Origin of the sequence: Aliiroseovarius marinus, assembly GCF_004360145.1 — a bacterium.
GTDB lineage: Bacteria > Pseudomonadota > Alphaproteobacteria > Rhodobacterales > Rhodobacteraceae > Aliiroseovarius > Aliiroseovarius marinus.
On the sequence record NZ_ML178715.1, the window covers coordinates 143,197 to 156,775 of the forward strand.

General features: G+C 59.3%; 12 protein-coding genes. All 12 read right to left on the bottom strand.

What is annotated here, in order from left to right; all coding sequences use genetic code 11:
- Window positions 1-5 precede the first annotated feature (5 nt).
- The 12 genes from EOL43_RS06785 to EOL43_RS06840 all read right to left on the bottom strand — a co-directional run bounded on the left by EOL43_RS06785 (window position 6) and on the right by EOL43_RS06840 (window position 13,571).
- On the bottom strand, window positions 6-1,295 hold the full coding sequence (locus tag EOL43_RS06785) for an ABC transporter permease (protein ID WP_133486851.1): 1,290 nt from the start codon (window positions 1,293-1,295) through the stop codon (window positions 6-8).
- Complete coding sequence (locus tag EOL43_RS06790; protein ID WP_133486853.1) at window positions 1,292-2,212, bottom strand: ABC transporter permease; 921 nt, start codon at window positions 2,210-2,212, stop codon at window positions 1,292-1,294. Before EOL43_RS06790 ends, EOL43_RS06785 begins: the two co-directional genes overlap by 4 nt.
- 12 nt (window positions 2,213-2,224) lie before the next feature.
- Window positions 2,225-3,337, bottom strand: a complete 1,113-nt coding sequence (locus tag EOL43_RS06795) for an ABC transporter ATP-binding protein (RefSeq protein WP_133486855.1) — start codon at window positions 3,335-3,337, stop codon at window positions 2,225-2,227.
- Window positions 3,338-3,464: 127 nt separating this feature from the next.
- Complete coding sequence (locus EOL43_RS06800; RefSeq protein ID WP_133486857.1) at window positions 3,465-4,598, bottom strand: ABC transporter substrate-binding protein; 1,134 nt, start codon at window positions 4,596-4,598, stop codon at window positions 3,465-3,467.
- Window positions 4,599-4,928: 330 nt separating this feature from the next.
- Window positions 4,929-5,768, bottom strand: coding sequence for an EamA family transporter (locus tag EOL43_RS06805; RefSeq protein ID WP_133486859.1), 840 nt, complete (start codon window positions 5,766-5,768; stop codon window positions 4,929-4,931).
- A gap of 4 nt (window positions 5,769-5,772) precedes the next feature.
- A complete protein-coding gene (locus EOL43_RS06810; protein WP_133486861.1) occupies window positions 5,773-6,918 on the bottom strand; it encodes an iron-containing alcohol dehydrogenase in 1,146 nt (381 codons plus the stop codon).
- The gene (locus tag EOL43_RS06815; RefSeq protein ID WP_133486863.1) at window positions 6,915-8,297 is read right to left on the bottom strand and encodes an aldehyde dehydrogenase family protein; all 1,383 of its coding nucleotides are present in this window, start codon (window positions 8,295-8,297) and stop codon (window positions 6,915-6,917) included. The genes EOL43_RS06810 and EOL43_RS06815 overlap by 4 nt, the downstream gene beginning before the upstream one ends.
- Window positions 8,298-8,424: 127 nt before the next feature.
- Window positions 8,425-9,774, bottom strand: coding sequence for a glutamine synthetase family protein (locus EOL43_RS06820; RefSeq protein WP_133486865.1), 1,350 nt, complete (start codon window positions 9,772-9,774; stop codon window positions 8,425-8,427).
- Window positions 9,775-9,829: 55 nt separating this feature from the next.
- Window positions 9,830-10,864 carry a TRAP transporter substrate-binding protein gene (locus tag EOL43_RS06825; RefSeq protein WP_133486867.1) on the bottom strand — a complete coding sequence of 345 codons (1,035 nt, stop codon included), beginning with the start codon at window positions 10,862-10,864 and terminating at the stop codon, window positions 9,830-9,832.
- Window positions 10,865-10,897: 33 nt separating this feature from the next.
- On the bottom strand, window positions 10,898-12,217 hold the full coding sequence (locus EOL43_RS06830; protein WP_133486869.1) for a TRAP transporter large permease: 1,320 nt from the start codon (window positions 12,215-12,217) through the stop codon (window positions 10,898-10,900).
- Window positions 12,214-12,786 (bottom strand): TRAP transporter small permease subunit, encoded by a 573-nt coding sequence (locus EOL43_RS06835; protein WP_133486871.1) that lies wholly within the window; start codon window positions 12,784-12,786, stop codon window positions 12,214-12,216. Before EOL43_RS06835 ends, EOL43_RS06830 begins: the two co-directional genes overlap by 4 nt.
- An 8-nt stretch (window positions 12,787-12,794) precedes the next feature.
- Window positions 12,795-13,571: an N-formylglutamate amidohydrolase gene (locus EOL43_RS06840; RefSeq protein ID WP_133486873.1), complete on the bottom strand. Its 777-nt coding sequence runs from the start codon at window positions 13,569-13,571 to the stop codon at window positions 12,795-12,797.
- Window positions 13,572-13,579 lie beyond the last annotated feature (8 nt).

A 13,579-nucleotide genomic window follows, 5' to 3' on the forward strand; every position in this document is an offset into this window, starting at 1 on the left:
AACGATCAGTTGTTGTCGTTCCCAAGCGCGTTGGGATCGAACACATTTCCGAAGCCGGAGTTGTTCGACGATCCCGCAGCACCATCGTCCGCACCCTCATCCGACGCGCCATCATCCGTACCCTCGTTCTGCAGCGTGTTCGGCGCGAACACTCCACCGAAGCCCGAGTTATTGGACGGTTTCGGCGCCGTCTGGGTTGCTCCACCCTCCGCACCTTCGGCGGCAGCTTTCTCGGCTGCTTCCTTGGCACGGCGGTCGCGCAGTTCCTGAATGCGCTTCTCGGTTTCAAGGCGCTTCTGTTCCTGCACATCGGCGATGCACTGATCCGGGCTGTAGGTCATGGCCGAGGCCGTCACCGTTGCCACACCGATCACCAGCACGATCAAGGCAATCGCGGCTGGGTTGCGGCTGATCAGACCGGGCACTTCGATCTTACCCGCCAGCTCACCTACAGTGGCATCCTTTCGGGCCTCGGCGATCATCTTCTTACGCTTGATGTTCGCTTCGTTGATCAAGGCAAAGAAGACCGTCAGCGCCACGATCATGAAGGCCAGCGCGGAAATCGCCGGGGTGATCCCGTAACGCACCTTCTGCGCCAACTCGATCGTCAGGGTCGGGTATTCACCAAAGGTGAAGGTGGTGGTGTTGTAGTTCTCGAACGAGGCCAAGAACGCCAGCACCGCCGCCGACAGGATCGCGGGCATCATGAAGGGCATCAGCACCTTGCGGAACGCTTGCGCATGGGTTGCGCCCAAGTCCAACGCCGCCTCGGTCAGTGCGATGTCATAGCGCTGAAGACGGGCCACCAAGACCAGCATGCAGTAGCTAGCGATGAAGGTGGACTGGCCGATGATGGTCAGGAAAAGACCGTTCGACAGAACACTGTCCGCGCCCAGACCCAGCATGCGGTTGATGCGATCCCAGAACACAAGGGTCGAGATACCCAGAACCACGCCCGGAATAAGGATCGGGGCAATGATGATCGTGTAATAGGTCGCCCGCAGCTTGGGCCAGATTTGGGTGAGCATCAGTGCCCCCGCCAGACCCATCGACACCGACAGGATCACCGTGCCAAACCCGACAAGGATCGAGTTCCAGATCCCGTTCAGAATACGCTCGTCCCGGAAGAGCTCGCCAAACCAGTTGAAGGTCAGGCACTCCCACGGGGTCATGCGCGGGAAGCTGGGTGAGTTGAACGCCGTCGCCGACATGATGATCAGCGGACCAAGCAGGTAGGCAAAGAAGATACCCAGATAGATCCAGATGGAGACGCGAATGATTTTATCAGTCGTCATTTGCCAATATCCCCCATGTTCACTTTGAACACACGCATCAGGGCCAGCACCAGCAGGATACAGGTGACAAGCAGTACGATCGCGTAGGCAGCACCTTGCGGCCAGTCAGAGTTGTCGTTGAACTGCTGATAGATCAGCTGCGTGAACCAAAGTGACGATGGCCCCCCAAGGATTTGGGGCGCGGCCAGCGCACCGGCGGACAGCATGAATACCATCGTACAGCCCGAGCTGATGCCCGGCTTGGCATAGGGAATGACCACCCGCTTGTGGATCCGCCACCACGGCGCACCAAGGTCACGCGCGGCCTCGATCTGGTTGTGATCAAGGCTTTCGATCACATTGTAGATCGGGAAGATCATCAGAAGGATGTACGCATACCCCAGACCCGCATAAAGCGCGATGTCGTTGCGGATGAAGTCAAAGGGCGTATCGAATATCCCGGACCCGACAAGCAACGTGTTCAACACCCCGCTTTCGCCGAAGATAATGCGCAGCGCGAAGGCGCGCAGGATCTCGTTGATCCAGTAGGGGATGATCAGCATCAGCGCGAAAACGCGGATGTGGTTGCCCTTGTTCTGGCCCAGATAATAGGCAATCGGATAGCACAGGATCAGGTTGAAGATGGTTACACAAACGGCGGCCACCAGCGTACGGAAGAACACCCGAAGGTCCACCGCGTTGTAATCCTGCGACCCACCCTCGGGGCCATAGATCAGATATTTATAGTTCTCGAGCGTATAGACATCCTTCGGCCCGCCGATCTCGGGCGGGGGAAGGTTCGGACGGAACGAGAAGTCGAGCATCGACAGCTGAGGCAAGATAATCAGGCCAACGGTCCAGAAAAGGACCAGACCCAGCATCAGGGATCCCATCAGCGTGCCGTTCCGGTTGAAGAATTCCTTCAGGAAACCTGGCATCGCACCCCCTCCTTATTCCGCGGCCAATTCGCCAGCGGGAACCGCAACGGCGTTATTCACGTCATATTCCAGCGTCATGTCTTGGCCCGAGTGGTCCTCGAACGACTGGCCGTGGTTGGGGATCGAGACTTTCAGTTCTTTCCCGCCGTCGCCTTCCATGAAGATGTTGAAGACGTTGCCTTCGAACTCTTCGTGGTTGACCTTGGCGGTGACGAAGTGATCACCCTGCGACCCGGTCGGCGCCAGCGACAGAGCCTCGGGACGGATGAACATCATGGCGTCATCGCCCACATTCATCTTGCCCTGATTGGCGGTCGAAATCCGCGACAGCAGATCACCCGAGCGGTTGGTGCGGATCAGGGCTTGATCGCCACGCACATCCAACACCTTGCCACGGAACACGTTGTTTTCACCCACGAAGCTGGCAGCAAAGGCAGTCGACGGATCGTTGTAGATGGTTTTCCCATCGGCAATCTGGTCGATCACACCGGCGCGCATCACGGCGATGTCGTCCGACATGGTCAGCGCTTCGCCCTGGTCGTGAGTGATGTAGATGAAGGTAATGCCCACACGCTGCTGAATCTCACGCAGCTCGGTGCGCATGTGCTGGCGCAGTTTCAGGTCCAGCGCGGACAGCGGCTCGTCCAGCAGCAGAACATCGGGTTCGGCACATAGCGCACGGGCAATCGCCACACGCTGACGCTGACCGCCCGACAATTCGCTGGGCAGCTTGTCGCCCTGCCCCGGCAGCGCGATCATGTCCAACAGCTCGTCCGCGCGCTTGCGACGCTCGCGGGCGGATGCGCCCTTGATCTCCATCGAGAAGGTGATGTTTTCCCAGATCTTCATCAGGGGGAACAGCGCAAGGTTCTGGAAGATCAACGCGGTTGGGCGCTTGTTCGGCCCAATGCCCTTCATGTTGTTTCCACCGATCAGGACATTGCCTTCGCTGGGCTCAAGAAAGCCCGAAACGGCGCGCAGGATCGTGGTCTTGCCACAACCCGACGGTCCAAGGAACGAGAAGAAATCGCCCCCTTTGATGTGCACATTCGCGTCGCGCACCGCGACGAAATCTCCAAAGCGGATCCAGAGGTTTTCAAGATCGACGCCTACTCCGGCACTCATATGGTTTCTCCCCATAAACGGGCCGCTCACGCGCTGATCTCAGGCGTGCGACCGTGTTTCCAGACGTTTCAGTCAGTTTAGTGTGGCGCCCCCATCCACTGACGGGGACGCGCTATTTTCAAGTCGCTTAGGCGCTCTTGAACTTGTTGACGAACTCGGTCCGCACGTCAGCGTACCAGGGTGCTTCAGCAGGCCACGGGTTCAGGTTGGCCAGGCTGTCACCCGGATAGGCTTCCGAGAAGTTCTTCTTGTAGGTGTCACCCGAATAGGTGTCCGCACCCAGCACCGGCGAGTTATAGCCGTGGCTGTCAATCGCAACACCGGCGGGCTCCTGACGATAGGCGTATTCGATGAAGGCATAGACCTGCTCTTCATTCGTGGCGCCAACCGGCATCGACATACCGTCGACCCATGCCATCGCGCCTTCGATCGGTGCCTGATAGTGCACCGGCTCGCCTGCCGATTTCAGGGCCAGCGGCGGACCATCCCAAGTCTGACCGACCACAACGCCTTCGTTCAGAAGACCGTTCTTCTGGGTGTCGGCGTCGTTCCAGATCAGCTTGATGCGCGACTTGCGGGCGATACACCAATCAGCGATCTGACCCCATACTTTGCGCATGGTCTCTTCGTCGTTGTAAGCAGCCCAGACCGAGCCCGGCTCCATCTCGCCAGCGCGTTCCATGTACAGACCAGCGCCCAGCATCATCGAGTGTGCACGGCCCATGGTCTTGCCAGCGTTTTCTTCCGACCAGACGTCGCCATAGCTTGGCGCGTCGCCAGCCGGCAGCCATTTGTCGGTGCGGTATGCGATACCTTCGGTGCCCCAGATGTGCGGCAGCCAATGTGCGCCACCACCGGCGAAGTTCCAAGCATCGGTACCGATTTTGGCCATCGCCGGGTTTACAGCATCGATGTTCACTTTCGACAGGTCGAACGGCTTCAGAAGCTCAAGCGGCTCCCACTGCAGCGAACGGTTGTTGGTCGGCGATACGATGTCGAAGCCCTGACCTTTGGTCGCTTTCATCTTGTTGATGATTTCTTCGTTCGAGCCAATACCGGTGTAGTTCACCTTGATGCCGGTTTCCGCTTCGAAGCCCGCGATGAACTCGGGCGGCAGATAGTCCGACCACATCAGGATGTTGATCTCACCCGAGGACGCCAGCGCGTTCTTCACGTAGAGCGGTGTCGCCAGTGCGGCAGCACCCATCGTGGTCGCGCCTTTCAGCACGGAACGACGACTGAACTTGTTCTCTGTTGTCATTGTATTCTCCCGTTGGTTTTTCATTTTTGACTTGCGATAGTTTTTTTCATTATCCGGCACACCAATAGCGCCAGCTTTTATCGCTTGTTCGGTCCAGTTGAGATATGCCGACTTGGCTTCTGGACCTTTGTCTTGCTATTTTCCCCAGATCGCTGGGCGAAATTTTAATTTTCTCCCTATATTTTCAATTACCTAACCATCACACGCAATCTGGACACATCAGGACACTGGTTCTCGATTTCACTGGACCGACTCCTCGGCCACCTTAAGAAGTGAACGCCTTAAAAGGGGTTCGAGTCAACAACTTACCCCAAGCGGATTTGATTCCCCTTAGATCGACAAGCCAATCAGCGCGACGCCCCCTGCCATCAGGACAGCGGCAGAAAGCCGACGGCGCCAGTTGCCTTCACCCAAAAAGACAAAGCCAATCAGCGCCGCGAAAATGACCGAGGTTTCGCGCAAGGCCGACACGGCCCCCAGCGGCGCGAAGTTCTTGGCATAGAGCACCAGACCATATGCAGTCATCGACACCATGCCGCCCAGAATGCCGATCATCCACGTCCGGCGGGGCAACGCGCGGATGGCACTGCCGCGGCGCAGGGCGACGAATCCCGTGATGAAGATATGCAGCACCGAATGCCACGCCCAATAGGACAGCGTGTTGCCAGACAGGCGTACGCCGACACCATCCACCAACGAATAGCCCGAGATGCAAAACCCGGTGCCAAGCGCGAAGAACAATGCGACCCGACCGACCCCGTGTCGCAGCGCCGCCCAGCTTGAGATCTGGATCGCGACCGCGATCAACGCGATCCCGAACCATGCCTGCGCGGGAAGGATTTCGCCCACGATCAGCATGGCCCACAGCGACACCAGCGCAGGCACGATGCCGCGCGCGATGGGGTAAACGACGCTGAGGTCGCCGTGCTTATAGGCCTGCCCCAGCATGTAGAAATAGCCAAAGTGGATCACGGTCGAGGCGAGCAGGTAGGGCCAGCTTTCCGCAGCCGGAAATGGTAGCACCGCCACCATTGCCAAGCCGGGGATCACGTGGCCCAGCGCCACCAGACCCAATGTGGCCGTCCGATCCCCCGCCGTTTTCACGATGGTGTTCCATGTGGCGTGCAACAGTGCCGCCGACAGGATGATCAGGACGATGCCTGTGGTCATTGGGTCAGATCACATCTTCAAAGAGTTGTCGCAGGTTTTCGCGCGTCAGCTCGACCGGGTTACCGCCACAGCTGGGGTCTTTGATCGCGCCTTCGACCAGAGCATCCATCTGATCAGCGCTCACGCCCATCTCGGACAGCTTGCGCGGGATTTCAAAGCTGTCGTTGAAGTCTTGCACGAAGCCTTGGAAGCCTTTGAAGCCGCCCTCGATGCCCAGATAACCCGCCGCGCGGTCAAACCGATCCGCGATTTCACCCGCATTGAACTCCAGCACGGCGGGCATGCAAACCGCATTCGTCGTCCCGTGGTGGGTATTGAAGATCGCGCCAACCGGGTGCGACAGCGCGTGGATTGCGCCGAGGCCCTTCTGGAAGGCCGTCGCCCCCATCGCAGCGGCGGACATCATGTTGGCCCGTGCCTCAAGGTCGGTGCCATCCGCATAGGCGCGCGGCAGATAGTCGATGACCAGACGCATCCCTTCCAGCGCAATGCCTTGGCTCATCGGGTGGTAATGCGGGGACGAGAACGCCTCGACACAATGCGCGAACGCATCCAGACCAGTGCCTGCGGTGATGAATTTGGGCATGCCCATGGTCAGCTCAGGGTCGGCAATCACGACCGTCGGCAGCACCTTCGGGTGGAAGATGATCTTCTTCTCATGCGTTACCGAATTCGTGATGATCGAGGCACGCCCGACTTCCGAGCCAGTCCCCGCCGTGGTCGGCACCGCGATGATCGGCGCAATCGCGTCGGCATCCGCGCGGGTCCACCAATCGCCAATATCTTCGAAATCCCAGATCGGGCGGGTTTGGCCTGCGTAGAACGCCACCATCTTGCCCAGATCCAGACCGGAGCCACCACCGAACGCAATCACACCATCATGCCCGCCGGCCTTATAGGCCTCGACGCCGGCGTGCAGGTTGATCTCGGACGGGTTGGGGTCCACGTCGCTGAACATGCCGCGGCCCAGACCGGCGGCCTCCATGATGTCCAGCGTCGCCTTTGTGATCGGCAGATCGGCCAGACCCTTATCCGTCACCAGAAGCGGCCGCTTCATGCCCGCCTGTGCACAGGCCTCGGGCAGTTCCTTGATACGGCCTGCGCCAAATTTCATCGCGGTCGGGTAAGACCAGTTTCCAACAAGGCTCATGATGTCACCTTCTTCAGATGGTAGGATTTCGGGCGTGTCAGGTTGTGGAAGCCGATCACGGACAAACCACCCCCACGCCCCGTGTTTTTGCACCCGGTCCAGCACAGGCCGGGATCAAGATAGTCGGCCCGGTTCATGAAAACTGTCCCCGTTTCGACCTGATCGCCCACGCGCGCGGCACGATCCACGTCGCGGGTCCACAGGCTCGCCGTCAGGCCAAACTCGCTGTCATTCATCAGCGCGATGGCTTCTTCGTCGGACGAGACCTTCATGATCCCCACAACCGGGCCAAAGCTTTCATCCCGCATCACGCGCATATCATGGGTCACATTGGTCAGGATCTGAGGCGTCAGATACGCCCCGCCATCATCCTCTGCGAAGGTGTCGATATGCGCCACGGCACCATCAGCCAGCGCCTCGGAAATCTGCGCGCGCACCTCATCCGCAAAGCGCACATTGGCCATCGGACCAAGCGTGGTTTCCGGGTCCAGCGGGTTGCCCAGCTTATAGCCTTTCACGATCTGAACCGCCTTGGCGACAAAGTCGTCATAGAGGCTCTCATGCACGTAAATCCGTTCGATCCCGCAGCAACACTGTCCCGCGTTGAACATCGCCCCATCAATCAGCGTATCCACGGCAGCATCCAGATCGGCGTCCTCCATAACATAGCCGGGATCCTTGCCACCCAGTTCGGTGCCGACGCCAGTGAAGGTGCCCGCAGCTGCGCGCTCCATCGCCTGACCGCCACCGACCGAGCCGGTGAAATTCACAAAATCAAACGCGTTGCCCGCGATCAGATCATTGGTCACGTCATGCGACAGGAAGACATTCTGGAACACATCCGCAGGCACACCGGCCGAGGCAAACGCCGCCGCCATCCGCTCGCCCACCAACAGGGTCTGCGTCGCGTGTTTCAGCACCACTGTGTTCCCGGCAATCAGCGCAGGCGCGACGGTGTTGATCGCCGTCATGTAAGGATAGTTCCATGGGGCAACCACAAAGACCACACCATGCGGCACGCGCTTGATATAGCGCTTGAACGTCTCGTCCTCGCCCACCTCGATATCAGCCAGACTGTCCGCCGCGATCGAGGCCATGTGGCTGGCGCGTTCATTGAACCCGCCAAACTCGCCGCCATAGCGCACCGGACGGCCCATCATCTGGGCCAGTTCCGGTACGATCTCGTCATTCATCGCACCAACGGCGGCCACGCCGGCCATCACCAGCTCCACCCGCTCGGCCAACGGGCGCGCAGCCCAATCTGCCTGAGCAGCCCGCGCACGTGCTACGACTGCCTCAGCGGCCTCCAGCGACAACACCTCGCGCTCGGCAAAGACCGATCCATCAATCGGCGAGATACATTTCAACATTTGGCCCATGCCAAACCTCCACGATACAGGGCAATCCAGCCCTCTTCCTCTTGCTTCAAATACCTCGGGGAGCGCGAGGGGCGTCGCCATTGTTGCTCGAACCAATGGCGCATCAACGGCGACCCTCGCCTAACACCTACGCCCGCTCGAACCCGCGCGCGACTTCCCAATCGGTCACGACGCGCTCAAACTCTTCGATCTCGACCTCGGCAGCGCGGGTGTAGTGGTCGACCACATCGTCGCCCATCGCAGCCCTCAGCATCTTCGATCCATGCAGCGCATCCCGCGCAGCGGACAGATTGCCCGGGATCATTCCAGTTTCCCCCTGATAGACATCGCCCGTGGTCGGCGCCTGAAGCTCCAACCCTTCTTCAATGCCAGCAATACCTGCCGCCAGCATTCCAGCTATGGCCAGATAGGGGTTCATGTCCGATCCAGGGATGCGGCATTCCACGCGCACCGCTTTGGTGCCATCGCCACACAGACGGAAGCCCGCCGTCCGGTTGTCCACCGACCAGATGATCCGCGTCGGCGCAAAGGTGCCCTTCATGAAGCGCTTATACGAGTTGATGTAAGGCGCCATGAAATAGGTGTAGTCCGGCGCGTATTTCAACAGCCCAGCCATATAGGATTTCATCAGATCCGACATGCCCAGCGCATCCTCAGGATCGTAAAACGCGTTCGCGCCATCCTTCCACAGCGACTGATGCACGTGGGACGACGAGCCCACCTTGTCGTGATGCCACTTGGGCAGGAAGGTCGCAGCATGGCCTTGCTGCCACGCGATTTCCTTCACCGCGTGTTTGGCAATCGTATGATACTCGGCATTGTCCATCGCGGGAGCGTATTTGATGTTCAACTCTTCCTGACCGGTCTCAGCCTCGCCCTTCGAGTTCTCGATCGGCAGGCCCGCGCTCCACAGGTGATTGCGGATCGGCCGCATCACGTGTTCTTCCTTGGTGGTCTGCAGAATGTGGTAATCTTCGTTATAGCCACTGATCGGGGCCAGATCGCGGAAGCCCTCTTTGCGGATCTCGTCAAAGCTTTTCTCGAACAGGAAGAACTCCAGTTCGGTCGCAGTCATGGCATCAAAGCCCAGCTCGGCCAGACGCGCCACCTGACGCTTCAGGATCGCGCGCGGCGAGTGCGGGACATCCGCATGCGTATGGTGATCCAGCACATCGCACAGCACCATCACCGTGCCCTCAAGCCACGGCACCGGGCGCAGGGTCGACAGGTCGGGCTTCATGACATAGTCGCCATATCCCCCTTCCCACGAGGTCGAGGCATAGCCATCCGGCGTCCCCATCTCGAGATCCGTTGCCAGCAGATAGTTGCAGCAATGGGTTTCTTCATACGCCCCATGCAAAAAATGGTCCGCATGGAACCGCTTGCCCATCAGGCGCCCCTGCATGTCGACCAGACATACCAGAACCGTATCAACGTGGCCTTCGGCAAATTGGGCTTTCAGATCGTCGAGTGTCATAACTGCCTCTTTCAAGAAATGCGGGGGCGGCAGTTGGCCGCCCCACGCGGTATCATTAACCGTAGCGGTAAGGCCGTCCAGCCTTCTGCATGTCGGCGTTATACTTGCGGAAAATCTCGACCACTTTGGCCTTGGTCGGGCTTTCTGCGGCGATCTCGTCCCAGAAGGCGACGGCGGCGTTCTCGACCTGTGCCCATTCCTCGTCGGGAATGGTGGTCAGGCTCATCTTGTCGCCGTTGACGCGCAGGTTGGCTTCGCCGCCCCAATACCACCATTGGCGATAATAGTGCGACTGGTCACAACAGACGCGGAACAGCGTTTGCAGGTCTTCCGGCAGCTCGTTCCAGCGGTCCATATTGGCAAAGAACGACCCGGCCCATGCGCCCGAGATGTTGTTGGTCAGGAAATAGTTGGTCACGTCGGCCCAGCCCACGGTGTAGTCTTCCGTGATGCCCGACCATGCGATGCCGTCCAGCTCGCCGGTTTGCACGGCGACCTCGATGTCTTCCCACGGCAGGGTCACGGGAACCACGCCGAACTGCGACAGGAAGCGGCCTGCAGTCGGGAAGGTGAACACGCGCTTGCCCTTCAGATCAGCCAGCGAGTTGATCGGATCCTTGGTGGCAAAGTGGCACGGGTCCCACGACCCGGCGCTAACGTGCTTGATGCCAACGGCCGAGTATTCCTCGTCCCAGATCTCGTTCAGGCCGTACTGGTTGAACAGCACCGGCACGTCCAGAGAATAGCGCGAGGCGAAGGGGAAATAGCCGCCGAACACGGTGACTTCGGTGGGCGAGGCCATCGAGTCGTCATCCGACTGCACCGCATCAATCGTGCCCTTCTGCATGGCGCGGAACAGCTCGCCCGTCGGGACCAGCTGGTCGGCATAGAACAGCTCGATCTGCATGCGGTCGCCTGCGATCTTGTTGAACATCTGGATCGCAGGATCAATCACGTGGGCGGCCAGTGCGGGACCCGCATAGGTCTGCATCCGCCACTTGATCGTGCCCTGCGCAATTGCGGGCGTCGCCAAAGGAGCCGCGGCCAGACCGGCCCCGGCGGTGGTTAAAAACTTACGTCTTGTCGTCATCTTCTCTCTCCTAGTTGGTTGTTTTTATTATTTTTATTTTCCGTATACGTAATTGGGCAGCCAAAGCGCGATTTGGGGGAAGGTCATGATGATCGCCAACGCCATCACCATGATAAGGACGAATGGCACGATAGAACGGTAGATGTCCCCCAGCCCAATTTCTGGCGGTGCCATGGCCCTCATTAGAAACAGGTTGTAGCCAAAGGGTGGCGTCATATACGCGATCTGAGTGGTGATGGTGTAAAGCACCCCATACCAGATCAGGTCGAAGCCCAGCACTTTGACCAAGGGCACGTAAAGCGGCGCTACGATGACCAGCATCGCGGTGTCATCCAGAAACGTACCCATGATGATAAAGCTCAACTGCATCAGGATCAAAATGACCCACGGGTTCAGCCCAAGCTGTTCGGTAAACAGGTTGTCGATGGCCTTGACCGCGCCCAGCCCGTCGAAGACAGCGCCAAAGCCCAGAGCCGCCAGAATGATCCACATGAACATGCAGGAAATCAGCAGGGTCTGCTTGGTGCAGGTCTCGAAAATATGCCACGTCATGCGGCGCTTGGCGACGGACGCGAACAGGGCGGTCAGCGCCCCAATAGCCGAGCTTTCGACCAGCGAGGTCCAGCCGTTCACAAACGGCACCATCATTGCGGCAAAAATCGCCAGCGGCAGGATGCCCGCGCCCAGCAGGCGGATCTTCTCGGCACGCGACACCTGATGCGCGTCTTCCATCGCGGGTCCAAGATGCGGTTGGATTTTGCAGCGCAACCAGATGTAGATGATGAACAGCGCGGCCATCATCAGGCCGGGCAGCACGCCCGCAAGCCACAGCTGCCCCACAGGCTGACGCGCGATCATCGCATACAGCACCAAGACGACCGAGGGCGGAACGAGGATGCCCAGGCTGGAGCCCGCCTGAATAACCCCCGTCACCATGATCTTGTCATAGCCCCGGCGCAGCAATTCCGGCAGCGCGATGGTGGCACCGATGGCCATGCCCGCGACGCTGAGGCCATTCATGGCGGACACCAGCACCATCAGGCCGATTGTGCCAATCGCAAGGCCTCCGTTCACCGGGCCCATCCAGACGTGGAACATGCGGTAAAGGTCATCGGCCAAGCGGCTTTCGCTCAGGACATAGCCCATGAAAATGAACATCGGCAGGGTCAGCAGCGGATACCATTTCATCAGCTTCATCGCGGCGGAGAACGGGATGTCCTGTCCGCCCACGCCCCACAACAGCAAGGCCGCAATCGCGCCCACGGCACCAATCGCGCCGAACACGCGCTGCCCGGTGAACAGCATCAGCATCATCGATGCGAACATGAAAATGGCGATATATTCTTGGCTCATGTGCGTGTCACACCAATCTCGTTGCCGCGAATGCGGGCGATGTCTTTGAACAGTTCGGAAATGGCCTGAAGCAGCATCAGGAAGAAGCCGACGACCATGATGGATTTGATGGGCCAGGCATAGGGGCGCCATGCGGTGGACGAGCGCTCAAGCCGCCCGACCTCCTCGGTTCCCGTGATCAGCCCCCAGAAATAGGAAAACGGTTCGTCCCCCCAATACCCCAGCGAATAGGCGGTCGATCCGACGCCGCCCCAGACCAGAACGCCCAGATAGATCAGCAGGAAGAACACTGTGAAGGCATCAAACCACGCCTTCTTGCGGTCGTTCCAGTTGTGATAAAACAGGTCCATCCGCACGTTCGATCCCATCTGAAGCGAATACGGACCGCCCATGATGTAGTACGTCACCATCGCGAACTGAGCCATTTCCAAGGTCCAGAGCGACGGCAGGAAGAACGTCTTCGAGATCGAGGACCACAAAAGGATCCCCATCATCACAAAGAGCCCCCACATCATCACCCGACCGATGCGATAATTCACGGCGTCCACGACGCGTACATATCCAGACATAAGCGCAGTCACGTTGGCTTTCCTTCGGTCATCGCGGCCTTTGCCTTGGCGATCCAGTCGGCCAGCGCCCCGGCGATGCGGGCGTGCTGTTCGGCCGTTTCGATCAGGTCGTTGCGGATTTCGATCATTACATTCGGCAAGCCATACGGCACCGCATGTTTGTTTAAGGTATGGGCCACCCCATCGACGGCCGCATAAGGTTCGTTCAATTGCACCTCCATGCCCAGATCGGCGGGTATGGTCTGCATCATGGACAGGGCCAGCCTGTCGTCATCGCCATGCAGGATGCCGATCTGCACATCCCGCATCTGGCCGCGATAAACAGGCGTGAAGCTGTGCACCGTCACCATCATCTGAAGATGCGGCTGGTGCACGCCGATCTGTTCTTTCAACGTGGTTGAGAACGGACGGTAAACCTGCTTCACTCTTGCGAAGCGCTCGGCATCGGAAAGGCCGGCATTTCCGGGAATATCAAAGACTTCACTGCGCGCCGGGATTGCGTCATGGGCCTCGGGCGGGCGATTACAGTCATAAACCAGCCGCGAAATCCCGCCATGCACCAGAACGGCGCGCATACGCTGCGCCAGCCCCTTTGCGACGGGCAGCGCGCCGGGATCCCACGCGATGTGGCGGGTCAAGATCTCGGCATCCAACCCAAGCCCGTCCAGATGCGCAGGCACCCGGTTCGAGGCGTGTTCACACACCACGATCACCCGGGGCGCGTCCCCCATCTGGTCCACATGCACGGCCGGACCGAAAGTTGAATTCAACGACTGCGATTCCATGCGGAAAA

Excerpts from the sequence above, each read along its gene's own strand:
- EOL43_RS06785 (WP_133486851.1), bottom strand. The coding sequence starts at position 1,295 with ATGACGACTGATAAAATCATTCGCGTCTCCATCTGGATCTATCTGGGT.
- EOL43_RS06790 (WP_133486853.1), bottom strand. The coding sequence starts at position 2,212 with ATGCCAGGTTTCCTGAAGGAATTCTTCAACCGGAACGGCACGCTGATG.
- EOL43_RS06795 (WP_133486855.1), bottom strand. The coding sequence starts at position 3,337 with ATGAGTGCCGGAGTAGGCGTCGATCTTGAAAACCTCTGGATCCGCTTT.
- EOL43_RS06800 (WP_133486857.1), bottom strand. The coding sequence starts at position 4,598 with ATGACAACAGAGAACAAGTTCAGTCGTCGTTCCGTGCTGAAAGGCGCG.
- EOL43_RS06805 (WP_133486859.1), bottom strand. The coding sequence starts at position 5,768 with ATGACCACAGGCATCGTCCTGATCATCCTGTCGGCGGCACTGTTGCAC.
- EOL43_RS06810 (WP_133486861.1), bottom strand. The coding sequence starts at position 6,918 with ATGAGCCTTGTTGGAAACTGGTCTTACCCGACCGCGATGAAATTTGGC.
- EOL43_RS06815 (WP_133486863.1), bottom strand. The coding sequence starts at position 8,297 with ATGGGCCAAATGTTGAAATGTATCTCGCCGATTGATGGATCGGTCTTT.
- EOL43_RS06820 (WP_133486865.1), bottom strand. The coding sequence starts at position 9,774 with ATGACACTCGACGATCTGAAAGCCCAATTTGCCGAAGGCCACGTTGAT.
- EOL43_RS06825 (WP_133486867.1), bottom strand. The coding sequence starts at position 10,864 with ATGACGACAAGACGTAAGTTTTTAACCACCGCCGGGGCCGGTCTGGCC.
- EOL43_RS06830 (WP_133486869.1), bottom strand. The coding sequence starts at position 12,217 with ATGAGCCAAGAATATATCGCCATTTTCATGTTCGCATCGATGATGCTG.
- EOL43_RS06835 (WP_133486871.1), bottom strand. The coding sequence starts at position 12,786 with ATGTCTGGATATGTACGCGTCGTGGACGCCGTGAATTATCGCATCGGT.
- EOL43_RS06840 (WP_133486873.1), bottom strand. The coding sequence starts at position 13,571 with ATGGAATCGCAGTCGTTGAATTCAACTTTCGGTCCGGCCGTGCATGTG.